21 protein-coding genes are annotated in these 25,410 nt (G+C 67.1%); 14 read left to right on the top strand and 7 right to left on the bottom strand.

Annotated elements, in window-relative coordinates; translation table 11 throughout:
- Window positions 1-123 precede the first annotated feature (123 nt).
- From pyk to ACXI0D_RS04250, 3 genes are all read left to right on the top strand, one after another.
- Window positions 124-1,590 (top strand): pyruvate kinase, encoded by a 1,467-nt coding sequence (gene pyk / locus ACXI0D_RS04260; protein WP_479642347.1) that lies wholly within the window; start codon window positions 124-126, stop codon window positions 1,588-1,590.
- A gap of 196 nt (window positions 1,591-1,786) precedes the next feature.
- A complete protein-coding gene (locus ACXI0D_RS04255) occupies window positions 1,787-2,791 on the top strand; it encodes a class I fructose-bisphosphate aldolase (protein ID WP_006465625.1) in 1,005 nt (334 codons plus the stop codon).
- Between the two features lie 129 nt (window positions 2,792-2,920).
- Window positions 2,921-4,063, top strand: a complete 1,143-nt coding sequence (locus ACXI0D_RS04250; RefSeq protein ID WP_049442694.1) for a hypothetical protein — start codon at window positions 2,921-2,923, stop codon at window positions 4,061-4,063.
- Between the two features lie 90 nt (window positions 4,064-4,153).
- Here ACXI0D_RS04250 and ACXI0D_RS04245 read toward each other — a convergent pair whose 3' ends face one another.
- Together ACXI0D_RS04245 and cysK are read right to left on the bottom strand one after the other, a co-directional pair.
- On the bottom strand, window positions 4,154-4,753 hold the full coding sequence (locus ACXI0D_RS04245; protein WP_479642346.1) for an O-acetyl-ADP-ribose deacetylase: 600 nt from the start codon (window positions 4,751-4,753) through the stop codon (window positions 4,154-4,156).
- 271 nt (window positions 4,754-5,024) lie between these two features.
- Window positions 5,025-5,984, bottom strand: coding sequence for a cysteine synthase A (cysK, locus tag ACXI0D_RS04240; protein WP_046432270.1), 960 nt, complete (start codon window positions 5,982-5,984; stop codon window positions 5,025-5,027).
- Window positions 5,985-6,192: 208 nt separating this feature from the next.
- On the opposite strand from cysK, the gene ACXI0D_RS04235 reads away from it, so the two are divergent.
- The 10 genes from ACXI0D_RS04235 to ACXI0D_RS04190 all read left to right on the top strand — a co-directional run bounded on the left by ACXI0D_RS04235 (window position 6,193) and on the right by ACXI0D_RS04190 (window position 20,719).
- The gene (locus ACXI0D_RS04235) at window positions 6,193-7,176 is read left to right on the top strand and encodes a LysR family transcriptional regulator (RefSeq protein ID WP_101765999.1); all 984 of its coding nucleotides are present in this window, start codon (window positions 6,193-6,195) and stop codon (window positions 7,174-7,176) included.
- A 613-nt stretch (window positions 7,177-7,789) separates the two neighbouring features.
- On the top strand, window positions 7,790-8,221 hold the full coding sequence (locus ACXI0D_RS04230; RefSeq protein ID WP_049442692.1) for a DUF2946 domain-containing protein: 432 nt from the start codon (window positions 7,790-7,792) through the stop codon (window positions 8,219-8,221).
- 72 nt (window positions 8,222-8,293) lie between these two features.
- Complete coding sequence (locus ACXI0D_RS04225; protein ID WP_049442691.1) at window positions 8,294-10,357, top strand: TonB-dependent copper receptor; 2,064 nt, start codon at window positions 8,294-8,296, stop codon at window positions 10,355-10,357.
- 271 nt (window positions 10,358-10,628) lie between these two features.
- The gene (locus ACXI0D_RS04220; RefSeq protein ID WP_014038290.1) at window positions 10,629-11,735 is read left to right on the top strand and encodes an efflux RND transporter periplasmic adaptor subunit; all 1,107 of its coding nucleotides are present in this window, start codon (window positions 10,629-10,631) and stop codon (window positions 11,733-11,735) included.
- The gene (locus ACXI0D_RS04215) at window positions 11,732-14,857 is read left to right on the top strand and encodes an efflux RND transporter permease subunit (protein WP_049442690.1); all 3,126 of its coding nucleotides are present in this window, start codon (window positions 11,732-11,734) and stop codon (window positions 14,855-14,857) included. The genes ACXI0D_RS04220 and ACXI0D_RS04215 overlap by 4 nt, the downstream gene beginning before the upstream one ends.
- On the top strand, window positions 14,850-15,446 hold the full coding sequence (locus tag ACXI0D_RS04210; protein ID WP_049442689.1) for a GNAT family N-acetyltransferase: 597 nt from the start codon (window positions 14,850-14,852) through the stop codon (window positions 15,444-15,446). Before ACXI0D_RS04215 ends, ACXI0D_RS04210 begins: the two co-directional genes overlap by 8 nt.
- A gap of 213 nt (window positions 15,447-15,659) precedes the next feature.
- Window positions 15,660-17,171, top strand: a complete 1,512-nt coding sequence (locus tag ACXI0D_RS04205; protein ID WP_049442688.1) for an alanine/glycine:cation symporter family protein — start codon at window positions 15,660-15,662, stop codon at window positions 17,169-17,171.
- Window positions 17,172-18,008 (top strand): TrmH family RNA methyltransferase, encoded by an 837-nt coding sequence (locus tag ACXI0D_RS04200; protein WP_101765994.1) that lies wholly within the window; start codon window positions 17,172-17,174, stop codon window positions 18,006-18,008. It abuts the gene before it with no gap.
- Between the two features lie 256 nt (window positions 18,009-18,264).
- Window positions 18,265-19,257, top strand: coding sequence for a hypothetical protein (locus tag ACXI0D_RS04195; RefSeq protein WP_101765993.1), 993 nt, complete (start codon window positions 18,265-18,267; stop codon window positions 19,255-19,257).
- A gap of 10 nt (window positions 19,258-19,267) precedes the next feature.
- Window positions 19,268-20,719, top strand: coding sequence for an alanine/glycine:cation symporter family protein (locus tag ACXI0D_RS04190; RefSeq protein ID WP_049442685.1), 1,452 nt, complete (start codon window positions 19,268-19,270; stop codon window positions 20,717-20,719).
- Window positions 20,720-20,845: 126 nt separating this feature from the next.
- On the opposite strand, the gene ACXI0D_RS04185 is transcribed toward ACXI0D_RS04190, so the two are convergent.
- The 5 genes from ACXI0D_RS04185 to ACXI0D_RS04165 form a co-directional block, all read right to left on the bottom strand.
- Window positions 20,846-22,267, bottom strand: coding sequence for a M28 family peptidase (locus ACXI0D_RS04185; protein ID WP_049442684.1), 1,422 nt, complete (start codon window positions 22,265-22,267; stop codon window positions 20,846-20,848).
- A gap of 165 nt (window positions 22,268-22,432) precedes the next feature.
- A complete protein-coding gene (locus tag ACXI0D_RS04180) occupies window positions 22,433-22,990 on the bottom strand; it encodes a hypothetical protein (protein WP_152682111.1) in 558 nt (185 codons plus the stop codon).
- A gap of 154 nt (window positions 22,991-23,144) precedes the next feature.
- On the bottom strand, window positions 23,145-23,549 hold the full coding sequence (gene mscL / locus ACXI0D_RS04175; protein WP_049442682.1) for a large-conductance mechanosensitive channel protein MscL: 405 nt from the start codon (window positions 23,547-23,549) through the stop codon (window positions 23,145-23,147).
- A 55-nt stretch (window positions 23,550-23,604) separates the two neighbouring features.
- Window positions 23,605-24,321 carry a fumarylacetoacetate hydrolase family protein gene (locus tag ACXI0D_RS04170; RefSeq protein ID WP_019660190.1) on the bottom strand — a complete coding sequence of 239 codons (717 nt, stop codon included), beginning with the start codon at window positions 24,319-24,321 and terminating at the stop codon, window positions 23,605-23,607.
- Between the two features lie 75 nt (window positions 24,322-24,396).
- A complete protein-coding gene (locus ACXI0D_RS04165) occupies window positions 24,397-24,678 on the bottom strand; it encodes a hypothetical protein (RefSeq protein ID WP_005410817.1) in 282 nt (93 codons plus the stop codon).
- A 178-nt stretch (window positions 24,679-24,856) separates the two neighbouring features.
- Here ACXI0D_RS04165 and ACXI0D_RS04160 point away from each other — a divergent pair, with 178 nt between their 5' ends.
- The gene (locus tag ACXI0D_RS04160; protein WP_049442681.1) at window positions 24,857-25,192 is read left to right on the top strand and encodes a Rieske (2Fe-2S) protein; all 336 of its coding nucleotides are present in this window, start codon (window positions 24,857-24,859) and stop codon (window positions 25,190-25,192) included.
- The last annotated feature ends 218 nt before the right edge of the window (window positions 25,193-25,410 follow it).

Genomic DNA, 25,410 nt, shown 5'->3' with positions numbered 1-25,410 from the left:
CGTATGTCCGGACCATGTCCGTTCCATGACCCGCGGAGTCAGGCAGCACAAGGCTGTAACCGTATACATGCGGCGTGAAGGATGTGCTAATTTCCGTTCTTTAACGGGAGAGGCCCATCCACCATGTTCGAGCGTCAGCGTCGCACCAAGATCCTTGCCACCCTCGGTCCGGCCACTGATGCGCCGGGCGTGCTGGAGGATCTGTTCCGCGCCGGCGTCAATGTGGTGCGCCTGAACTTCAGCCATGGCGATCCGTCCGGCCAGGCCAAGCGTGCCGCCGAAGTGCGTGCTGCTGCGGCCCGCGTGGGCGTGGAAGTGGGCATCCTGGCCGACCTGCCGGGCCCGAAGATCCGCATCGAGCGCTTCGCCGAAGGCAAGGTGCAACTGAAGGCGGGCGACCGCTTCGACCTGATCGCCAGCGAGAACGCCGGCCCGGGCACGGCCAGCCAGGTGGGCGTGAGCTACCTCGGCCTGCCGCAGGACGTGGGCCCGGGTGATGTGCTGCTGCTCGACGACGGCCTGATGCAGTTGCAGGTGGTGGAAGTGCAGGGCGACCGCATCGTCAACACCGTGCTCAACGATGGCGTGCTGTCCGACCGCAAGGGCCTGAACAAGCAGGGCGGTGGCCTGTCGCTGGGCGCGCTGACCGAGCGCGACAAGGAACTGATCGGCATCGTTGCCAAGATCGGCGTCGACTTCATTGCCGTGTCGTTCTGCCGCAACGCGCAGGACATGAACGACGCGCGTGACATCGCCCGTTCGCACGGCTGCGATGCCGCGCTGGTGTCGAAGATCGAACGTACCGAAGCGATCGAGAACCTGGAAGAAATCGTCGAGGCCAGCGACGTGGTGATGGTCGCCCGTGGCGACCTCGGCGTGGAAATCGGCGATGCCGAGCTGCCGGGCCTGCAGAAGAAGATCATCAAGGCCTCGCTGGCGCAGAACAAGGTTGTGATCACCGCCACGCAGATGCTGCAGTCGATGGTGGAAAGCCCGATCCCGACCCGCGCCGAAGTGCTGGACGTGGCCAACTCGGTCATCGACGGTACCGATGCGGTGATGCTGTCGGCGGAAACCGCCGCTGGTGCCTATCCGGTCAAGGCCGTGGAAGCGATGGCGCGCATCTGCCTGGGGGCCGAGCGCCAGTTCCAGACCGAGACCGACTTCAACGCCTCGCCGCGCAACCTGGAACGTGCCGACCAGGCGATTGCCATGGCTACCATGTTCCTGTCGCAGCACGTGGGCGTGCGTGCGATCGTGGCGATGACCGAATCCGGCGGCACCGCGCGCTACCTGTCGCGTTTCCGCGCCAAGGCGCCGGTGTTCGCGGTGACCCGCCATGACGGCGCGCGTCGCCAGATGGCGCTGATGCGCGATGTCTATCCGATCAACTTCGACAGCCGCGGCCTGACCCCGCGCGAAGCCGCGCGCGGCAGCATCCGCCTGCTGGTCGAATCCGAGCTGCTGCAGGCCGGTGACCGTGTCGTGTTCACCAGCGGCGAGCACATGGAGACCCTGGGTGCAACCAACACCCTGCGCCTGCTGGAAGTGGGCGAAGATGGCCGCGCCAGCGGCCTGGGCGATCTGTAAGTAGTGTTGGCCCGGGGTCGGAGCCGCGTTGCGGGTCCGACCCCAGGGTCAGATCCCCGCAGGGGCTCCGGCCCCATGCCGCAGGACAACTTTTGTCCTGCGCCAGCGTGGAAGCGTTTCCATCCTGTCCTCCACGGCGAGGCAACGGGCAGCGGGGCTATACTTACGTTTTTCCCGCACCCGCCACAGGAAATACATGAGCATCGAACAGCTGGCTGAAACCGCCCAGGCCATGGTCGCCCCGGGCAAGGGCATCATCGCGATCGACGAATCCACCGCTACCATCGCCAAGCGTTTCGCCGGCGTCGGTATCGAGAACACCGAGGAGAACCGTCGCGCCTACCGCGAGCTGCTGCTGACCACGCCGAAGCTCAACGAGCACATTTCCGGCGCCATCCTGTACGACGAAACCATCCGCCAGTCGACCAAGGACGGCGTGCCGTTCGCCAAGTACATGGCCGACCACGGCATGATTCCGGGCATCAAGGTGGACAAGGGTGCGCACCCGCTGGCCGGCTGCCCGGGCGAGCTGGTCACCGAAGGCCTCGACGGCCTGCGCGAGCGTCTGCAGGAGTACTACAAGCTGGGTGCGCGCTTCGCCAAGTGGCGTGCGGTCATCAACATCGGCGAGAGCATCCCGTCGGGTACCTGCATCGAGTCCAACGCCCACGCGCTGGCCCGCTATGCGGCGCTGTGCCAGGAATGCGGCCTGGTGCCGATGGTCGAGCCGGAAGTGATCATGGACGGCGACCACGACATCGAGACCTGCTACGAAGTCACCGAAGCCACCCTGCGTTCGCTGTTCGATGCCCTGTACCAGCAGAACGTGCTGCTGGAAGGCACCATCCTGAAGGCCTCGATGGTCATCTCCGGCAAGGGCTGCGATGAGCAGGCCGACGTCGAGGAAGTGGCCGAGTCGACCGTGATGTGCCTGAAGAGCACCGTGCCGGCGATCCTGCCGGGCGTGGTGTTCCTGTCCGGTGGCCAGAGCGACGAGCAGTCCACCGAGCACCTGAACGCGATGAACCAGCTGGGCAACCTGCCGTGGCCGCTGAGCTTCTCCTACGGCCGCGCCATGCAGCAGGCCGCGCTGAAGCTGTGGGCCAAGGACATGAAGGGCAACTACGCTGCCGCCCAGAAGACCGTGTACGAGCGCGCCAAGGACAACGGCCTGGCCGCGCTGGGCAAGTGGAACGGTTGATCCGTTCCCTTGCAGGATGAACAGGGCAACGCCGGCTTTACGCCGGCGTTTGCTTTTGCGGGTATCTTTTCCGCCCCCACGTGCCCGGCCGGCATGCGGGAACCACATGGAAGGCCAAGGAGAAACAACATGCGTTTGGCAGCAATCACACTGGCCGTTGCCACGGTCCTGGTCGCCGGCGGTTGCAACCGCATCGGCGGCGGCGCGGATGCGGGCAAGGCCGCGTCACTCGATTTCGACAAGCCGGTGTCCGGCGAGATCACCTCGCGCAGCGGCATCAACTACAACGACGGCAGCCACCACCAGCTCTACCAGATCAAGCTGGAAGACAAGCAGCTGGTCGGGCTGAAACTGACCGGTTCGCTGAGCGGCTCGATCGCCGTGTTCAGCAACGGCAGCCTGGTGGCCAGCAGCAACACCGGCTACGAGCGCGAAGGCGATGTCTCGCTGGCCTTCCGTGCCAACGGTGGCGGCACCTATCAGGTGGCGGTCAACGCCAACGGCTCGACCGATTACGGTCCGTACCGCCTGCGCGCCGAGAAGCTGGTGCCGTATGACGGCAGGCCGCTGGCGGGTGGTGGCGAGATCGTCGACATGCTGGCCGGTGGTTCCCAGGACTACACCCTGCAGGTGGACAAGGCCGGCCTGTACGAGATCCGCCTGGTGTCGGACGTCTTCGATCCGGTGCTGAAGCTGTCGGGCCAGGGCGTGGATGCCGAGAATGACGACGGTGGCGACAGCACCAACTCGCGCCTGACCCTGTCGCTGAAGCCGGGCAAGTACACCCTGACCGCGCGTGGCCTCGGCGACGGTGTCACGGGCATGTTCACCCTGTCGGCCAACCGCATCGAGCTGCCCGGTAATCTGGTCGAGCGCGATGGCACGGCGCTGCCGAAGTCGGGCAGTGTGTACACGATGCTCGACAACGATGGCCGCCGCCGCTTCCTGCTGTCGCTGGACCGCCCGGCCGATGTGCGCCTGGATGCGATCTCCAGCCAGGTCGATACCGTGCTGCGCGTGGTCGGTGGCGATGTCGAACTGACCGATGATGACGGTGGCAACGGTACCAATTCGCGCCTGGAAGAGACCCTGCCGGCCGGTCACTACACGGTCGACGTGTCCAGCCTGAACAATGGTGCGGGCATGGTGGAAGTGCGCGTGCAGGTGGATGGCGCCAGCGCCGATGGGGCTGCGGCCTCCGCGGCACGTGCGGCTGCCGACGCGGCCGCCGTGGCCGATGACGCCGCCGCGGTGGAAGCCGCCAGCCGTTGAGCGTGATCCACGCCGCGCGTGGATGAGGACAATGGTGCAACGGAAAAGGCCGGGCAATGCCCGGCCTTTTCTTTTGCTCGCATCGCTGATTCAGTGCGCGGCGGCAAAGCCTGCATCACCCAGGGGCGGCAGCATCGACACGCGCGGTTCGCTGTCCGCGCTTTGCCCGGCGGCGCTCAACGCCTGCTGGTAGGCCTTGGCCGTAGCGGTATTGAACGCCACCAGCACGATGCGCATCGGTTGTGCATGGCTGCGCTGCCACGCCAGTGTTTCCGTCACTGCGATCTGCGCCGCCTGGTACAGCGGGTAGCCATACACGCCGCAGCTGATCGCGGGGAACGCGATCGACTGTACGCCCAGCGACTCGGCCAGTTGCAGCGATTTCCAGTAGCAGTTGGCCAGCAAGGCCGGTTCGTCGCGCTGGCCGTCGTGCCAGACCGGGCCCACCGTGTGCAGCACATGGTGCGCCGGCAACGCGTGGGCGGCGGTGGCGCGCACTTCGCCGGTCGGGCAACGCACGCCCGGGCGCAGCTCCGGCAACTGCTCGCACTCGGCCAGCAGTGCGGGGCCGGCTGCGCGATGGATCGCGCCGTCGACACCGCCGCCACCGAGCAGTGTTTCATTGGCCGCGTTGACGATCGCATCCACCGCCAGGGTCGTGATGTCGCCCTGCCAAACCTCGATCTTCATGCGTCCGTCTCCTGCCTGTGAGGTGATCCGCGCAGCATCTGCGCCGGCTGTTCCCACGGTAGGGGACAGGGCATCGATACTGCGTCATGACCGTCTCACGCGCTGCGATCCGACGGCCTTCACGCACGATGGCGGGCGACGCCTTCACGCAGGCTGAAGCAGAAAGGGGTCAGATCCTTTTCCGCGCGAAAAGGCTCTGACCCCCGAGTTCCATGGTGAGCTGGCAGGGTCAGAGCCCTTTCCCGACGGGAAAGGGATCCGACCCTGTACATCACGGCAGGCCGGCCAGCCAGTCGTCGTCGGAGCCTTCGTTCACATCGGCGAACAGCGGCGTGGAGAAATAGCGTTCACCGGTGTCCGGCAGCATCGCCAGGATCACCGAGCCCGGTTCAGCGCGCGCGGCCACGTCCAGCGCACTGGCCACGGTGGCGCCGGCGGAGATGCCGACGAAGATGCCTTCCTCGGCGGCCAGGCGGCGCGCGGTGGCGATCGCGCGGTCATCTTCGACCGAGACCAGTTCGTCCACCACATCGCGGTTGAGCACGTCCGGCACGAAGTCCGGAGTCCAGCCCTGGATCTTGTGCGGCTTCCAGTCATCGCCCTTGAGCAGGGCGGCGCCGGCCGGCTCGGTGGCGATGATGCGGGTCTGCGGGCGCGCGACCTTCAGCACTTCGCCAACACCGGTGAGCGTGCCGCCAGTGCCCCAGCCGCTGACGAAATAGTCCAGCCGCTTGCCGGCGAAGTCGCGCAGGATTTCCGCGGCGGTGGTGTTGCGGTGATAGGCCGGGTTGGCCGGGTTGGCGAACTGGCTGGCCAGGAACCAGCCGTGCTGTTCGGCCAGTTCGGCCGCCTTGCGCACCATGCCGCTGCCGCGCTCGGCGGCCGGGGTCAGGATCACCTTGGCACCATAGGCACGCATCAGCTTGCGGCGCTCGACCGAGAAGGTCTCGACCATGGTCGCGACGAACTTGTAGCCGCGCGCGGCGGCGACCATCGCCAGGGCCACGCCGGTGTTGCCCGAGGTGGCCTCCACGATGGTGTCGCCCGGCTTGAGCAGGCCACGCGCTTCGGCGTCGAGGATGATCGCCAGCGCCAGGCGGTCCTTCACCGAGCCGCCCGGATTGAACGACTCGACCTTGGCGTAGACGCTGACCTGCGGCGGTGCCAGACGCTGCAGCTTGACGATGGGGGTGTTGCCGACGGTATCGAGGATGGAGTCGTACAGGGCCATGGAAGCGCTCCGGAAACGGGGCCGCGCCGGGCTTCGGCGGGCGAAGGGGGAGGGCTGGCTGTTCAGGCCAGCGGCTGCCGGCTGACCGTAGCGCCGGCATATGACGCCCGGAAATGACCAGATACCTTTCTTAAACAACCTTTGGTTATAAGCTGGTGACGGCAATTGACCCTAGAGTGGACCTCCGCCCCACGCCGCCTGCCTGCCCATGACGCTGACCCAGCTGCGCTACCTGGTTGCCATCGCCGACGCCGAGCTGAACATCACGCTGGCCGCCTCGCGCGTGCACGCCACCCAGCCCGGCCTGTCCAAGCAGCTCAAGCAGCTGGAGGACGAGCTGGGTTTCCTGTTGTTCGTGCGCAAGGGCCGCAGCCTGGAGTCGGTCACCCCGGCCGGCACCGAGGTCATCGCCCGCGCCCGCGCGGTGCTGGCCGAGGCCAACAACATCCGCACCTACGCGGCCAACCAGCGGCGCGAGAGCCAGGGCCAGCTGATCCTGACCACCACCCACACCCAGGCGCGCTTCGTGCTGCCGCCGGCGGTGGCGGCGATCAAGCAGGCGTATCCGCAGGTGAGCGTGCACCTGCAGCAGGCCGGTGAAGCCGACGCGCTGGATCGCTTGAACCAGGGTGATGCCGACATTGCGATCATCAGCACCGCTGGCGGTGAGCCCACCGATGGCATTGCCGTGCCGCTGTTCCGCTGGCGGCGGCTGGTGGTGGTACCCAAGGGCCACCCGCTGGATCGCGCCGGACGCGCACCGGACCTGGCCGCGTTGGCCCGGCAACCATTGATCAGCTACGAATCCTCGACCCGCCCGAATTCGTCGTTGCAGCGCGCCTTCGCCGCCAATGGGCTGGTGCCGGATCTGGCACTGACCGCGCTTGATGCCGATCTGATCAAGACCTATGTGCGTACCGGCCTGGGTGTGGGCCTGCTGGCCGAAATGGCGGTCAGTTCCAACGACGAAGACCTGAGATCGTGGCCGGCGCCGGACCCGATCAGCGAGTGCATTGCATGGGCAGTGCTGCCGCGCGACCGCGTGCTGCGTGATTACGCGTTGGAGCTGGTGCATGTGCTGGCACCGCAGATTGATCCGCGCGACCTGCGGCGGGTGCTGGATGGCAACCAGGTGGCCGCGTGGCCGGTGCCACCGACCTGGGAGTCGCTGACCCAGACCATCACGGTGTGAGGTGGGTCGAGCAGGGCTTGCAGCCCTGCACCTGCTGCGGCGCGCAAGCAACAGCAACAGCAGAGGCGGCATTCCGTGGGATGGCGGGGCGGTGCTGGGCAGGCAGGACACGCCGTAAACCCATCCATGGGGGCTCGATGGCGCCATCCATGGCGCCAACGGTCCTGCCTGCCCACACCGCCCCACCTCTGACAGATTCCGATGGCTGTTGGTAGGTGTCGACCTTGGTCGACACGGTAGATCCACGCCATGCCGTGGATGAAGCTGTCAGATATCGAAATACATCTGGGGTCAGATCCGTTTTCCGAAGGAAAACGGATCTGACCCCAAGAGCCGTTCCAACAGACCGCAGGAATCTGTCGAAGGCGGGGTGGGGCCGGTTGCGGGGGCGTGAGCGCCATGGAGGGCGCGACCGAGCCTACATGGACGTATTTACGGCGTCCCCCGCAACCGGACCCACCCCGCCATCCCACGGATTGCCCGCTTTTGACGTTGACGTTGATTCGGCGGGTGCAGGGCGCAGCCCTGCCGAACACCCCCGCGACGGGGTGTCGTAAATGCCTGCGACGGTTCGTCGCACGGGCAACCCTGGACCCGGCTCTACACTAGCGGGGTGACCCGCCTGTCCCGCCCGCAGCGCCTTCTGCTCCAGCTCGCCGTCCTGGCGACGCTGCTGATGGTGCTTGCGCCACTGGTCAGCCGCGCGCTGCAGGCGTCGCCGATGGACCACGCCGCGATGGCAGGCATGGACCACGCTGCCATGGGCCATGACATGCACGACATGGCCATGGCCGGGCACGATCAGCACGGCAGCGCGCCGGCAGAGCGCAACCGCCCGGTCGATCCCCACGCCATGCACGGCGAAGCCTGCGAATACTGCGTACTGGCCATGCGCCTGCTGCCGTGGCTGGCCGTGCTGGTGCTGCTGTTGCCGCTGCTGTGGCGGCCGCGGCTGGCATTCCCGTGGTCACAGCAGGTACTGCCCGCGCTGCGCTGGCCGGCGCATGCCGCGCGCGGGCCGCCGCGTTTCTCCATCGTTCGCTGATGTCCCTACCGAATCTGCCACACGACGCCTGACCGGGCGCCGTGCGCGCGTGCGTAACTTGGAGCTGTTCCAATGAAAATGACTTCCCGCCCCGCGGGCGCCTGTGCGCGCCTGCCGGTTGCCCTCGGCCTGGCCGTGGCCGCATCAGTGGCCCACGCCGCGCCCGCCGAAGAGGCGCGCACCCTCGACACGCTGGTGGTGACCGCCGCCGCACCGTCCTCGCCGCTGCACTGGGTGACCGACCCGCGCCTGCCGCGGCAGCCGGTGCCCGCCAGTGATGGCGCCGATTACCTGAAGACCGTTCCCGGTTTCTCCGCCATCCGCAACGGCGGCACCAACGGTGACCCGGTGCTGCGCGGCATGTTCGGTTCGCGCCTGAACATCCTCAGCAACGACGGCAACCTGATCGGTGCCTGCCCGTCGCGCATGGACAATCCGTTGTCCTACATCGCGCCGGAAAGCTTCGATCGATTGACCATCATCAAGGGCCCGCAGAGCGTGCGCTGGGGCGCCGGTGCCTCGGCCGGCACCGTGCGCTTCGAGCGCGATACACCGCGCTTCGAGGAACCGGGCCTGCGTGCCGATGCCAGTGCGCTGGTCGGTTCGCGCAACCGCAACGACCAGGTGCTGGACCTGACCCTGGGCAACCCGACCGGTTACGTGCGCGCCAGTGGCAACCGTTCCGAAGCCGACGACTACAAGGACGGCCACGGCGATGTGGTGCCATCGAAGTGGCGCAAGTGGAACGGTGACGTGGCGATCGGCTGGACGCCGGATGCCGACACCCTGCTGGAAATTTCTGCGGGTGCCGGTGATGCCATCGCACGCTACGCGGGACGCGGCATGGACGGGGCTGCGTTCGAACGCATCAGCTATGCCGCGCGCTTCGAGAAGCGCAACCTGCCGGGGGCGTGGGACACGGTGCAGGCCAACGTGTACTACAACGAGGCCGATCACGTGATGGACAACTACACGCTGCGCACGCCGAACCCGAACAGCATGATGCCGATGCCGATGGCCTCGAACGTGGACCGCCGTACCCAGGGCGGCCGGGTCAGTTCCGAGTGGCGCTGGCAGGACGTGCAGCTGGTGGCGGGTGTGGATGGCGAAGACAGCCGCCATCGTGGCCGCATGGGCATGGGCCGCGGCACCTATCGCCAGGCGGCCTGGGAGACCGATGCCAACTTCCGTCGCTATGGCGTGTTCACCGAGTTGACCCTCGGTGCCGGCACCGATCAGCGCTGGATCAGCGGCCTGCGCATCGACCGTGCCAGCGTGCGCGACGAGCGGCAGTCGATCCGCGGGATGATGGGCAACATGCCCAATCCGACCGCAGGCCAGCGCCGCAAGGAATGGCTCGGTAGTGGTTTCCTGCGCTACGAGCAGGACCTGGCCGATGGCCTGACCTGGTATGCCGGCCTCGGCCACAGTGAGCGCATGCCGGACTACTGGGAGCTGTTCTCGCCCGACCACGGCCCGGCCGGTGCGGTGAACGCGTTTGCCGGCATCCAGCCCGAGCGTACGACCCAGCTTGACGTCGGCCTGCAGTACAAGGGGCCGCGCGTGCAGGCATGGGTTTCGGCGTACGCCGGGCAGATCCAGGACTACATCCTGTTCACCTACCACGGCAGCGGCATGATGGGGATGAGCCAGGCCAGCAACGTCGATGCGCGCATTGCCGGTGCCGAAGCGGGGCTGGAAGTGAGCGTGGCCGAACAGTGGAAGCTGGGCGGCACGCTGGCCTATGCCTGGGGCGAGAACCGCGACCAGCAGCGTCCGCTGCCGCAGATGCCGCCGCTGGAAGCGCGCCTGAGTGCGAACTGGGAAGGCCAGCGCTGGAGCGCCGGTGCGCTGCTGCGCGCGGTGACCCACCAGCATCGTGTCGCAGATGGCCAGGGCAATGTCGTCGCACAGGACCTCGGGCCGAGCGCTGGCTTTGCCACCTTCGCGCTCAATGCCGCGTACCGTTTCAGTTCGCAGTTGCAGCTCAGCGCGGGTGTCGACAACCTGTTCGACCGTGCCTACAGCGAGCACCTGAATCTGGCCGGCAGCGCCGACTTCGGCTTCCCCGCCGATCCGGTGCGCATCAATGAGCCGGGGCGCAGCGTCTGGATGAAGCTGAATTACCGGTATTGAGGCAACGGGCAAAAAAACGGGGCCGGATCCCCGCCAGGATCCGTCCCCGCCCGACGCCCTCCGTCGGGCAGATTCGACTCTACGATGACGGCCCGGGCGGTGCACGGCTGGATACACCCCGACACACGCCGACACCGCCCGTGGCAGCCTTGCACGGAACGGGTTCAAGGCGCTATCGCGGCCTTGGTTCCACGCCGGTAAACGCTTGGCACATACCGCTTTCAGGGGCACTTGCCTACACTCGGCGGCCGTGGATCAATCAGGACCGTTCATGTTGGCTCGTATCGCTTCGACCCTGGCCCTTGGCCTCAGCCTGGCCGTGCTGGCCGGGTGCGCAGGCAAACAGGAGGCCGCCGCACGTCGGCAGGGAGAAGCGGTGCCGGTCACCGCGCAGGTCGTGCAGTCCCGCCAGTGGAGCGACACCCTGCAGGCGCTGGGCACGGCCAAGGCGCGCGAGTCGATCAGCGTGACCGCCAAGGTCAGCGAGATCGTCGAGAAAGTGCATTTCGAAAGCGGCCAGCACATTGCGGCCGGCGCGCCGATCGTGACCCTGCGCGGCCAGGCCCAGGAGGCCGCGCTGGTGCAGGCGCAGGCCACGTTCCACGAGGCCGACCAGCTGTACAAGCGCCAGCGTGAGTTGGCCACGCAGCGGCTGGTGTCGAGTGCCACACTGGATACGCAGAAGTCGATCCGCGATGCCGCCGAAGCGCGCGTGGCGCAGATGCAGTCGGACATCGGTGACCGCCGCGTGCGTGCGCCGTTCGCCGGTGTGCTCGGCATCCGCCAGGTCAGCCCGGGCACGCTGCTGACGCCGACCACGGTGATCGCCACGCTCGACGATATCGAGCACATGCATATCGATTTCCAGGTGCCTGAAGTGGAGCTGGCCGCGCTGGGCGTCGGTGACAAGGTCAGTGCCACCAGCGTGGCGTGGCCCGGCCGCACTTTCGAGGGCGTGGTCAGCACCATCGATGCGCGCATCGATCCGGCCACCCGTGCAGTGACGGTGCGCGCCGATTTCGCCAACGGCGACCATGCGCTGCGCCCGGGCATGCTGCTGGACGTGCGCCTGTTCCGCCCCGAGCGCCCGGCGCTGGTGATTCCGGAAATCGCCGTGGTGCAGGTCGGCCGCGATACCTACGTGTATCGCATCACCGCAGACGACAGCGTCGAGCGCGTGGACGTGGTGACCGGCGCGCGCCGTGCCGGCGTGGTCGAGATCAGGCAGGGCCTGGAAGCGGGCCAGCGCATCGTGGTCGATGGCACCGGCAAGTTGCGTCCCGGCCTGAAGGTTGCTGCCAAGGACGCGGCACCGGCCAGTGGTGCAAAGCCCGCTGATGCACCGGCACCGGTCGCGGCAGAGGGCCACGGCGGATGAAGCTGTCCGACATCTCCATCCAGCGGCCGGTGTTCGCCGTGGTGATGAGCCTGTTGCTGCTGGTGCTGGGCGTGATGTCCTTCACCCGCCTGACCCTGCGTGAACTGCCGGCCATCGATCCGCCGATCGTTTCGGTGTCGGTGGACTACACCGGCGCCTCGGCGGCGGTCATCGAAAGCCGCATCACCCAGGTGCTGGAAGATGCGCTGGCCGGCATCGAAGGCATCGATACGATCAACGCGCGCAGCACCAACGGCCGCTCGCAGGTCAGCATCGAATTCACTTCCAACCGCGATATCGAAGCGGCGGCCAACGACGTGCGCGATGCGGTCAGCCGTGTTGCCGACCGCATGCCGGAAGAGGCGCGGCCGCCGGAAATCGCCAAGGTCGAAAGCGATGCCGACCCGATCATCTGGTTCAACATGGTCTCCTCGACCATGGACACGCTGGAGCTGAGCGACTACGCCGACCGCTACGTGGTCGATCGCTTCTCCAGCCTTGATGGCGTGGCCCAGGTCCGCATCGGCGGCCGCCAGCGCTATGCGATGCGCATCTGGCTGGACCGCGACCAGCTGGCTGCACGCGGCCTGACGACCGGCGACGTGGAAACCGCGCTGCGCAACGAGAACGTGGAGCTGCCGGCCGGCCGCATCGAGTCGACCGACCGCGATTTCACCCTGCGCGTGGAGCGCAACTACATCAAGCCCGAAGACTTCGCGACCATCCCGCTGGGCAAGGGCCGCGATGGCTACGTAGTGCGCATGGGCGACGTGGCGAAGATCGAGCTGGCCTCGGCCGAACGCCGCGCGTACTACCGCAGCAACGGCGAGCCGGGCATCGGCCTGGGCATCGTCAAGACCTCCACCGCCAACTCGCTGGACGTGGCGCGCACCGCGCGCGCTGAAGCCGAGCGGGTGGCGCTGACCCTGCCCAAGGGCACGCAGATCTTCGTCGCCTTCGACAACACCACTTTCATCGAAGCGGCGGTGGACCGCGTCTACGCCACGCTGGTGGAAGCGATGATCCTGGTGCTGGCGGTGATCTGGCTGTTCCTCGGCAGTTTCCGCGCCGCGTTGATTCCGGCGGTGACGGTGCCGGTCTGCCTGGTCGCGGCGTTCATCGCGCTGTATGCGTTCGACTTCTCGATCAACCTGCTGACCCTGCTGGCGTTGGTGCTGTGCATCGGCCTGGTGGTGGACGATGCGATCGTGGTGGTGGAAAACGTACAGCGCCGCATCGACCTGGGCGAACCACCGCTGGTGGCCTCCAAGCGCGGTACCGCGCAGGTCGCCTTCGCGGTGATCGCCACCACCGCCGTGCTGGTGGCAGTGTTCCTGCCGGTCGGCTTCCTGGAAGGCAACACCGGGCGCCTGTTCCGCGAATTGGCAGTGGCGCTGGCCGCCGCGGTGGCGTTGTCCGCGTTCGTGGCGCTCACACTGACGCCGATGATGGCCTCCAAGCTGCTCAAGCCGCACACCGGGCAGGCGCCGCGGGGCCTGCACGGCTTCATCAACCGCAACCTGGAACGCCTCGCGGGTGCCTATGGGCGGATGCTCGATCACCATGTCGACCGCACCTGGATCTACCTGCTGGTGATGGTGGCCGCGCTGGCCGCGAGCTGGGGCCTGCTCAAGCTGCTGCCGTCGGAGCTGGCACCGGCCGAAGACCGCGGTTCGTTCCAGATCATGATCGACGGCCCGGAAGGCGCCGGCTACGACTACACCGTGCAGCAGGTGCAGCAGGTGGAAGCGCTGCTGGCCCCGCATGTCGGCCCGGACAAGCCGATCGTGCGCGCCAACCCGCGCGTGCCCGGTGGCTTCGGTGCCAGCGAGGAAATGCATACCGGCCGCGTCAGCATCTTCCTGCAGCCGTGGCGCCAGCGCAGCGAGGCCACCCCGGACGTGGCCAACGAACTGCAGAAGGAACTGAACACCATCCGTGGCGTGCGCGTGCGTACCCAGGTCGGTGGCGGCCTGGTGCGCAGTGGCGGGCAGCCGTTCCAGATCGTACTGGGCGGGCCGGAGTACGCGGAGATCGCGCAGTGGCGCGACCGCATCCTGCTGCGCATGGCCGACAACCCCGGCCTGGTCGGCCCGGACTCGGACTACAAGGAAACCCGGCCGCAGATGCGGGTGAACATCGACCGCCAGCGTGCGGCCGACCTCGGCGTGCCGGTCACCGCGATCGGTTCGGCGCTGGAAACCATGATGGGCTCGCGTCGCGTCACCACCTTCGTCGACAACGGCGAGGAGTACGACGTGCTGGTGCAGGCCGGACGTGACGGCCGCGCCAGCCCGGCCGACCTGGCCGCGATCCGCGTGCGCGCCACTTCCGGCGAGCTGGTGCCGCTGTCCAACCTGGTCACGCTGAGTGAAGTGGCCGAGGCCGGCACCTTGAACCGCTTCAACCGCCTGCGCTCGATCACCATCAGTGCCGGCCTGGCGCCGGGCTATCCGCTGGGCGAGGCCATTGCCTGGGCACAGAACGTGGCGCAGGAAGAACTGCCGCAGTACGCGCAGGTGAACTGGAAGGGCGAATCGCGCGAGTACCAGAGCGCCGGTGGCGCCGTGCTGCTCACCTTCGCCATGGCCCTGCTGGTGGTGTACCTGGTGCTGGCTGCGCAGTTCGAGAGCTTCATCCATCCGCTGACCATCATGCTGACCGTGCCGCTGGGCGTGCTCGGTGCGCTGGTCGGGTTGTGGGTGAGTGGCGGTACCGTGAACCTGTTCAGCCAGATCGGCATCGTGATGCTGGTCGGCCTGGCCGCAAAGAACGGCATCCTCATCGTCGAATTCGCCAACCAGCTGCGCGACGACGGCCGCAGCGTGCGCGAGGCGATCATCGAATCGGCGATGGTGCGACTGCGCCCGATCCTGATGACTTCGATCGCCACCGTGGTCGGCGCCATTCCGCTGGTGGTGGCCGGTGGTCCCGGTTCGGCCAGCCGTGGCACGATCGGCATCGTGATCATCTTCGGCGTGACCCTCTCGACCTTCCTGTCGCTGTTCGTGGTGCCGGCGTTCTACGCGCGGCTGGCTCCGTACACCCGTTCGCCGGAAGCGGTGAAGCGCGAGCTGGAGAAGCAGGAAGCGGAATCGCCGTCGGTGGGCGGTCATGCCTGACCGGCCTGCCGACGGGGTCGGACCAGGGGTCGGATCCCTTTCCGGAACGGAAAGGTCTCTGACCCCGCCACTACAGGGTGAAGGTTTCCTCCTGCGCCCCTGGCGCCCGGACGATCTGGAATCCCTGCTGCACCACGCCAACGACGCCGAGGTGTCGCGCGGCCTGCGCGACCGCTTCCCGTATCCGTACACGCGCGAGGATGGCGAGGCCTTCCTCGCCGGCCGCGTGCTGGCCCCGGGCACCCTGAACCTGGCCATCGAGATCGACGGCCAGGCCTGCGGCAGCGTCGGTGCCCAGCAGGGCGTGGCCGAGCGCGGACACATGGCCGAGCTGGGCTACTGGTTGGGCCAGGCCTACTGGGGCCAAGGAGTGATGACCCGGGTGGTCGGCCTGTTCGCACCCTGGGTGATGGACGAGCTTCGCCTGTTCAGGCTGCAGGCCGGGGTGGTCGACTTCAATCTCGGCTCGGCCCGGGTGCTGGAAAAGAACGGCTTCCAGGAGGAGGGCGTGGACCGCTGTGCGGTCTACAAGCGCGGCGTGCTGCACGACCTGCGCCGTTTCGCCCGGGTGCGCATGCAGCTGCCTTGAACAGGCGCGGGGTCGGATCCCTTTTCGCCAGAAAAGGGCTCTGACCCCCAACCCGCCAAACGGTAGAACCAAGGTCAGAGCCCTTGCGCAGCGCGCAAGGGATCCGACCCCATCCTTCTGGCGCTACCGCAGCGGCCTTCGATCAGGGAGAATCGACCGGTCCCTTCCAGCCGACGGGACGTCCTTACAACCCGCCGACTGGAGAGAGCGCGCGTGGAAGCAACCGTACACTTCATCAACAGCATCATCTGGAGCAAGGCACTAATCTTCGTGTGCCTGGGCGCCGGCCTGTTCTTCAGCCTGCGCACGCGCTTCATGCAGATCCGGGGTTTCCTCGAAATGTGCCGCCTCACCGTCAAGGGTGAGAAATCCGACGCCGGCGTGTCTTCCTTCCAGGCGCTGGCCATGTCGATGGCCGGCCGCATGGGCATCGGCAACATCGCTGGCGTGGCCACCGCCATCGCCTTCGGCGGCCCCGGTGCGATCTTCTGGATGTGGGTGATGGGCTTCCTCGGCGCGTCCACCTCGTACGTGGAATGCACCCTGGCGCAGATCTACAAGACCAAGGATGCCGAAGGCCGTTACCGCGGTGGCCCGGCGTACTACATCGAAAAAGCCATGGGCCTGAAGTGGTACGCGCTGGCCTTCGCCTTTGCCACGATCATCGCCGCCGGCTTCCTGATGCCGGGCGTGCAGGCCAACGCCATCGCCGACAGCATCATCAACGCCTGCCGTGGCACCGCACTGTGCGGCCCGCTCGATGGCCAGGCCTTCGGCATGGAGTCGGTGCAGGCGCTGAAGCTGGGCATCGGCATCGTGGTGGCGCTGCTGCTGGGCGTGGTGATCTTCGGTGGCGTCAAGCGCATCGCCAATTTCGCCGAAGTGGTGGTGCCGTTCATGGCAGCCGGCTTCATCCTGATGGCCATCGTCATCATGATCATCAACTACGACCGCGTGCCGGAGATGTTCAACATCATCTTCAGCAGCGCCTTCGGCACTCACGCCGCGTTCGGCGCGATGATGGGCCTGGCGGTGGAGTGGGGTATCAAGCGCGGCATCTACGCCAACGAAGCTGGCCAGGGCTCGGGCCCGCACGCGGCAGCCGCCTCGGAAGTCTCGCACCCGGCCAAGCAGGGCTATGTGCAGGCCTTCGCCATCTACTTCGACACCATGATGGTGTGCACCGCCACCGCGTTCCTGATCCTGGCCAGCGGCACCTACAACGTATATTCGGCGGCAGGCGCCAGTGCCCCGCCGATCTTCCAGGGCCTGGCCGGTATTCCGGAAGGTGCTGGCTACGCGCAGGCTGGTGTGGAAGCCGTGTTGCCGGGCTGGGGCTCGGCGTTCGTGTCCATCGCCATTTTCTTCTTCGCTTTCACCACCATCATGGCGTACTACTACATGGCCGAGACCAACCTCAGCTATGTGAACCACAACAAGAAGCGCCCGCTGACCGTGCTGGTGCTGCGCCTGGGCATCATCGCCATGGTGGTGTTCGGCGCGTTCCATAATGCGACCCTGGCCTGGGCGCTGGGTGACATCGGCGTGGGCCTGATGGCCTGGCTGAACATCATTGCCATCCTCATCATCCAGAGGCCGGCGATGCTGGCCCTGCGTGACTACGAACGACAGAAGAAGCTGGGCCTGGATCCGGTGTTCGACCCTGATGCCCTGGGCATCAAGAACGCCGATTTCTGGCGCCAGCGCAAGCAGGAGAGTGTGTAAGTGAACAACCCTTGGAACAACCGCCGCCCGTCCGCCCGTCCGCCGCGCGCAACGCCGTTGCCGCGCCCGGAGGCGCCGGCTACGGGCGGTGGTGGGCGCGGTGGCAGCGACGAGCTGCGCCTGTACGGTTTGAATGCCGTGCTGGCCGCGTTCGAAGCGCGGCCGCAGGCGCTGCGCAAGCTGTACCTGCTGGAGGCGCGCATTCCGCGCCTGCAGCCGCTGCTGAAGTGGTGCGTGGCCAACCGTGTGGGGTACCGCGTGGTTGAAGACGGCGATCTGAACAAGCTCGCCGGTACCACCCATCACGAAGGCGTGGTGGCCGATGTGCTGCGTGCTCCGGCACTGCCGCTGGCGCAGTGGCTGGAGCAGGTCGGCGACGGCCCGGCGCTGGCGCTGTGGCTGGATGGCGTGGGCAACCCGCATAACCTCGGTGCGATCCTGCGCTCGGCCGCGCACTTCGGCGCCAAGGCGCTGCTGCTGCCGGCCGGCAGCACGCTGGCGCTGTCCGGTGCCGCCGCGCGCGTTGCAGAAGGCGGTGCGGAAGCGGTGCCGCTGGTGCAACTGCCGGATACAGCCCAGGCGATGGCGCAGCTGCGTGCGGCCGGCTTCGGCCTGGCGGCGACCCTGGTGGAGGGCGGTGACGACGTGTTCCGCACTTCGCTGCCGGCCCGCCTGGTGTATGTGATGGGCGCCGAAGGCGAGGGCATGGACCGCAGCCTGGCGGGTGCATGCGACCTGCAGGTCTCGATTCCCGGCAGCGGTGCAGTGGAGAGCCTGAACGTGGCCTCGGCCACGGCGGTGCTGCTGGCGCAGTGGGCGAGCCGTCGCGCCGATTGACGCGGCTGTTTCATCGCGTGGTGACCTGGAACCCGGCCCTCGTGGCCGGGTTTTTTGCGCGGATTCCGCAATACTCGGCGTGATCGTGCGGATCGCACGCGGGATGCCACCTGCAAAGCATGCTGATTGCGACCGATCACGATGCATCAAGCATGCTTGATGCATGAGTACGCGCTTTTAGAATTTGTCTCATTGTTGAGCCGCATCCTGCATCGCACGGTGGACGTCCATCCAACGTCGAACAGGAGTGGTTCCCATGCATCGAATCCAACCCAACGCGATGCGCGCATCCCTGCTGCTGGTGCTGTGCGCGCTTGCAGCCCCCGCGGTGCAGGCCGAAGAGCGCAGCATGGACGGGGTCAATTTCACCGGGCCGTTGATCACCCCCAATCCGGCCGGCCTGCCGCAGGGCAACTGGTACATCGAACCCTATCTGGTGCGGGTCGACAGTCGCGACCACTACGACAACAACGGTGATCGCCGCCGCAGTGCCGAGCACAGCGGCGCATGGGCGACCGTGGTGCCGATCATCTATGGCTTCAGCGACCGCGTGATGGGACAGGTCAATCTCAGCGCCTCGCGCTCGGAGTCCGGTAGTGCGCGCAGCAGCGGCTTCCGCGCCGGTGACACCACCGCGCGGCTGCAGTACCTGCTGCAGGCGCCGAATGCCGATGGCACCCGTCCGGCCATCTCGGTCGCGCTGGTGCAGCGTTTCAGCACCGGCAGCCACGATCGCATCACCGGCAATCCGCTCGATGCGCAGGGCGACGGCGTGCAGCGCACCACCGCAGCGCTGGGCGTGCAGCAGGTCGTGTGGCTGGGCAATGACCGCCCCGTGCGCTGGCGTGCCCAGCTCAGTGCCGGGCCGGCACCGTCGCGCACCGCCATTTCCGGCACCAGCGTCTACGGCACCGATGACAGCTTCCAGGGGCATATCTCCCGCGGGTCGGTGCTGGGCCTGTCGGTCGGCGCCGAGTACAGCTTCAATTCGCGCTGGGTGGGCGTGATGGAGGTGGCCGCCAGCCGCGAGACAGGCCAGCGCCTGAGTGGCTTCGCACGCAACAGCAGCGGTGCGATCGAACGGATCGAAGAGCATCGCCCGGCCAGCCGCAGCGTCACCCTGGCGCCGGCCGTGGAGTACCACTTCAGCCCGTCACTGGGCCTGATCGCGGGCGTGGAGTTCAGCGTGGCCGGCCGCAACACCGGCCGCATCATCAGCCCCCAGGTCGCCCTGGGCATGTTCTTCTGAGGGGCTATCGATGAACATCGAATCCATCGTCAACGCGATCCTCGGCGTCGTCTGGAGCCCCTATCTGGTGGTGCTGTGCCTGCTCACCGGCCTGTACTTCAGCGTGCGCACGCGCTTCATCCAGTTGCGGGCATTGCCTGACATGCTGCGCCTGATGTTCCGCCATGAGCGTTCCGACGCCGGCGTCTCGCCGTTCCAGGCGTTGTCGCTTTCGCTGTCCAGCCGTGTGGGCGTCGGCAACATTGCCGGCGTCGCCATGGCCATCGCCTTCGGCGGTCCTGGTGCGATCTTCTGGATGTGGATCGTTGCCTTCCTCGGTGCGTCCAGTGCCTTCATCGAATCCACGCTTGCGCAGATCTACAAGGATCGCGATGCCAAGGGGCAGTACCGCGGCGGCCCGGCCTACTACATCGAAAAAGGCCTCGGCCAGCGCTGGTATGCGGTGCTGTTCGCACTGGTGACGGTGCTGGCGGGCGCGATGCTGGCCGGCACGCAGTCCAACGCGATCACCAGTGCGGTGAACGAAGCCTGGAACGTGCCGGTGATGACCACTACTGCGGTATTGCTGCTGGTGCTGGGCGCCATCCTCATCGGCGGCGTGCGGCGCATCGCGCGCGTGGCCGAATGGGTGGTGCCGCTGATGGCGGTGGCCTACCTGCTGGTCGCGGCGCTGGTGATGGTGCTCAACGCGGAGAAGGTACCGGAGGTGATCATGCTGGTGCTGCGCAGTGCCTTCGGCGTGGATGCGGCGTTCGGCGCAATGATCGGTACCGCCATCCAGTGGGGCGTGCGTCGTGGCGTGCTGTCCAACGAGGCCGGCATGGGCAGTGGCGCGCATCCGGCCGCCGCCGCCGAAGTCTCGCATCCGGTCAAGCAGGGCCTGGTGCAGTCGTTCTCGGTCTACATCGACACCATGGTGGTGTGCAGCGCCACCGCCTTCCTGATCCTGTCCACCGGCCTGTACAACGTCTACGACCCGGCGGTGAACGGCATTCCGGATGAGGCGCGCCTGCTGCTGGGCAGCCTGCCTGGCGTCGAGGCTGGGCCACGCTTCGTGCAGCATGCGGTGGAATCCGCGCTGCCGGGCTTCGGCCGTTCGTTCGTAGCGCTGGCGATCCTGCCGTTCGCGTTCACCACCATCCTGGCGCTGTACTACATGGCCGAGACCAACGTCAGCTACCTGTGCCGTGATCGTCCCGCGCCGTGGGCGATGGGCGTGTTCCAGCTGCTGTTCCTGGCCGCGACCGGCTACTCGGCGGTGAACAGTGCAACGATCGCGTGGTCGTTGGGCGATATCGGCGTCGGTCTGATGAGCTGGTTGAACATCATTGCCATCCTGCTGCTGCAGAAACCGGCGTTGGCGGCGCTGCGCGACTACGAGCAGCATCGCCAGGCCGGCAAGGATCCGCTGTACAACCCGAAGCTGCTGGGTGTGCGCAACACCAGCGTGTGGGAAGGCTGACAGGATCGGGGTCGGATCCCTCGCCAAGGCGAGGGATCTGACCCGCGCCATTGCCCGGTGGGTGCGAACCTCGGTTCGCACCGCTCTTTCCGCTGCGCTCGCCGGGCATGGCCCGGCGCCAGTGCATCATTCGTTCGGCGGCGTGGTCGCCTTGGCCTCGCTACCGAAGCTGCCGTCGGCTTCCGCCGCCAGGTACGCGAACACCGTGTACGCGGCGACGTTCTGTGCCAGCGCCTTCGGGTCGATCTTGTCCAGCGTGTCGTCGGCGGTGTGGTGCAGGTGGAAGTAGTCCGAGCCATCCTGCGCCAGCCACGCCCACGCACCGCCCTTGGCGGCCAGCGGGCCGACGTCCGGGCCCGGGCCACCCTTGTCGGCCTGGTACTCGATGCCCAGCGGCTTCATCACTTCGGCAATCTGCTTCGTCGCTTCACGTGAGCCTTCCGGATTCGGCGAACCGGTGTTGAAGGCATAGATGCGGCCGGCACCGAAGTCGCTCTCGGCGGCCAACTGGTGCAGGGCCACGTCCTTGGCGTGTGCCTCGGCATAGGCCTTGCCGCCGTAGAGGCCCTGTTCCTCGTTGGCGAAGGCGATCACGCGGATGGTGCGCTTCGGCGCCTGCTTCAGCTGGCCGATCAGGTGGCCGGCAGCCATGGTGATGCCCACGCCCGCGCCGTCATCCACTGCGCCGGTGCCCAGGTCCCACGAATCCAGGTGACCGCCGATCACCACCACTTCCTTCGGCAGGCTGCGGCCGGTGATCTCGCCGATCACGTTGTACGAGGTGGCGGTGCCGTCCCAGCCGCAATCCAGCGCCACCTTCACCGTGGTGCTGCCACGCGCCAGCAGGCGGGCCAGCTGGTCGGCATCGGGCACCGACAGCGCCGCCGACGGCACCGGCGTCAGGCCGTCGTCGAAGCGGGTGATGCCGGTGTGCGGCACGCGGTGCGAGTCGGTGCCGGCCGAGCGCATCAGGAAGCCGACCGCGCCCTTGCGGATCGCCTCGGACGGGCCCTTGCTGCGGATCGCGCCGCCACGGCCGTAGTCGCGGCCATCGCGGAAGGGCAGCATCTGGTAATCGACGAAGGCGATCTTGCCCTTCAGCGAACCCGCCGGTGCGGCCTGCAGCGCGGCCAGGTCGGCGAAGCGCACCACCTCGGCTTCCACGGTGCCGCCCGGGCTGCCGCCCAATGCGGTGATCTGCAGCGGCTGCGGATTCTTGCCGGTCACGGCGGCGTGTTCACTGCGGCGCTCCCACTTCGGGAAGGTCACCGGCTCCTTCCACACCTTGTCGAAGCCCAGGGCCTTGAACTTGGCTTCGGCCCAAGCCACGGCGCGGGCGTCGGCTTCGCCGCCGGCGATGCGCGGGCCGATCTCGGTGGTGAGCGATTCGACCACCTTCCAGCCGGTGTCATCGGCCAGCGCTTGGTCGCGCAGCTGTGCGGCGGTGGCCAGCGATGCCGGGGGCAGGGTGGTGGTGTGCGGCGCCGCGAAGGCCGGGGCGGCCAGCAGGGCGAGGGAGGATGCGATGGCAAGGATGCGGCGACGCATGGACAACTCCGGGAAGGGACCTAAGTCTTGGAGCTTAACAGTCGTTCAGCCCGGCGCATGGGTGGGAGGTCATGGCTGGCGCGAACGCTGTTTTCCGCCATGTCCGGCAAAGCGAAAGCCCCGCCGGGGCGGGGCTTTCACATGCTTCCATGGCGCCCGAGGGAATTACCTGGCTGCGGTATCTAGCTTCATGATGTAGCTGGCCACACCGTTGCCGGCGTTGTTGATGTAGTCGTTCAGGAACTGCTTGTCGAGCGACAACAGTGGCGAACCCTTCAGCGAATCGTAGGTGGCATCGACTGTCAGCAGCCCAAAGCGCTTCGCCAGCGCAGTCACTGCTTCATGGCGGGCCTTTGGCGAATCGCCGGCCTTCTGCAGATCGGTGGCGATCTGGTACTCGGCACTCTTGGCTTCCAGCGCCTCGTTCAGCACGCCGGCCATTGCAAACAGAGACTCGCGGGTCAGCGTCGGATCGAGGCCGCGCGCTTTCATCTGTGCCTCGATCGGCTGCGCGGCCGCCAGCAGCAGGTCGGCGTGGCTGTAGCCGTCCAGCGGCGCGGCTACGCCCTTGGGCAGTGCCATCCCCGGCTTGTAGGGCAGGTAATGGCCCTTGCCATCGGTGACAGAGATATCGCGCGCCTGCGCGGTGCCGGCCACGCACATGCAGGCAGACAGTAGCAGGGGTATGGCGAGTGCGCCCATGCGCGGGGTGGGGGTGTTCAAGCGGTGCCTCCTGGCATCCACCGCAAAGGGCGGTGGTTTCGTGCTTCCCGCGCGGTGCGAGGGCACCGCGCGGGCGCACGAGGATAACAGCAACACCGCATGGGCAGCGTCGCAGACACGCAGATGGAAAGGGCGCCCGCAGGAGCCCGTTCCGTTATCTTTTCAGGCTGTCGCGGATCTCGCGGAGCAGCACTACTTCCTCGGTCGGTGCCGCCGGCGCGGCTTCCTTCTTGCGCGACAGGCGGTTGATCACCTTGATGACCAGGAAGATGGCGAAGGCCACGATCACGAACTGGATGAGCGTGTTGATGAAATCGCCGTAGCCGATCACCACCGCCGGGATCTCCTTGCCATCGGCGCCGACGCTGGCCGGTGACAACGTCCAGGCCAGCTGCGAGAAATCCACCTTGCCGATCAGCATGCCCAGCGGCGGCATGATGATCTTCTCGACCAGTGCGGTCACGATCTTGCCGAAGGCCGCGCCGATCACCACGCCGACGGCGAGGTCGATGACGTTGCCGCGCATCGCGAATTCCTTGAACTCGGTGAGCATTCCCATTGTTGTTTTTCTCCGGTGGGGGAAGTGGACAGCGCGCAGGGTAGCGCAGGTGATGTCAGCCGGCGATCACGCCGTGGCGCTCGGCCACGTTTTCCAGGCGGGCACTGAAGCGGTCGCCGGGCTTCAGTGCAGCCACCCCGGACGGGGTACCCATGAACACCAGGTCGCCGGCGCGCAGCTGCCACAGCTTGGACAGCTCATGCAGGATCTCCGGCACGTTCCAGATCATCTGGTCGAGCAGCGCCTGCTGGCGCACCTCGCCGTTGACTTCCAGCGACAGGTTCAGCGCGGCCAGGTCGCCGACTTCCTCGGCGTGGACGATTTCGCTGATCGGCGCGGAGGCATCGAAGCCCTTGGCCGCATCCCATGGGTGGCCCTTGTCCTTGGCGGCGGCCTGAAGGTCGCGGCGGGTCAGGTCCAGGCCGACGGCGTAGCCATAGACCAGTGCGTCGGCATCGGCCACCGCCAGCTCGCCGGCGGGCGCATCGCGGCCGATCGCCACCACCAGTTCCACTTCGTGGTGCAGGTTGGCGGTCGCCGGCGGGTAGGGGATGGCATCGTCGTGGCCGACCACGATCGCATCGGCCGGCTTGCTGAAGAACATCGGGCGGCCGCGGTCATCGGCTGCCGGCACCGCCGCGCCCATTTCGCGGGCGTGGTCGGCGAAGTTGCGGCCGACGCAGTAGATGCGGTGCACGGGGAAACTGCCGCCACCGGCTACCGGCACACGCGGCAGGGCAACGGCAGGGATCACATCGGAGACATCGGACATGCGGGCATCCAGGAAGGGCGTGCCCGCAGTCTAGAACGCATGGCGCCCGCCGTCAGCGGGCTCGCAACAGGTGGATCAGCGCGAGGCCGGCAACACCGGCTTGCGCACCACGCGGTACTCGCCTTCGACCACGGTCGGGTCGACCGGACGGGCGACGCCCGGCTTGCGCGAGGCCAGCAGCTTCCACGCCAGGCCGACCAGGATCATCGCCGCACCGACGAACACACCGATGAACACCATTGCCGCCAGGATCGCCAGGCCAAGCAGGCCCACGGCAACGCGCACCAGCGGGTGGCGCGGCTTGCGCGGCGCGAACAGGGTGCGGAACTGGTTGAAGGCGGATGCGCGATTGAACATGGCGGCTCGATAGGCTGGGATCAGCGAAACCAGAGTATCGGGACGCGCCACTGTCATTGAGTGAAAAACTCGTTAAATATAGCCTGTGCTTATTACGGATCAATGACTTGTGTTCATGTCGCAGCCAGTCACCTGAGTGGGCGTGCGACAATGCGAGTTTACTGTCCGAGCCTTCACCATGACTGCCGCTGCTGCCCTGATCGCCCTTGATGCCATTGCCGATGGCACGTTTGCCGAGGTCGAAGCGGTGGTCGATGGCGATGCCGAATCGCTGGTGCTGTACCGCGACGGCGCGCAGGTGCGCGCGTTCCTGAACATCTGCCCGCACGCCGGCCGCCGCCTGGACTGGGCGCCGGGGCAATTCCTGAAGAGCCGCGAGGGTCATCTGGTGTGCGCCGCGCACGGCGCCTCGTTCGCGCTGGACAGTGGTGACTGCATCGCCGGCCCGTGCAAGGGAGACCGCCTGCGTGCGGTGCCGGTGGACGTGCGTGATGGGCAGGTCTATCTGGCCTGAGGCCAGAAGCAGTCGAGCACGGCTCGACTCTACAAAAGCCGTGTCGACCAAGGTCGACAGCTACCAGAGCGAGATCCGTGCCGACCAACGGTCGGCACCCACCACCAGCCGCGTGAAACTGTCGAAGGCGGGGCACTGTGGGTTTGCGGGGTGTGAGCGGCATGGATGCCGCGACCAAGCCCCCATGGATGGGTTTACGGCGTCCCCGCAAACCCACA

The organism is Stenotrophomonas sp. C9D9, assembly GCF_056491205.1.
The sequence above is the reverse complement of the archived record's forward strand: the minus strand, read 5'-3'. Positions and strand labels throughout refer to the sequence as shown.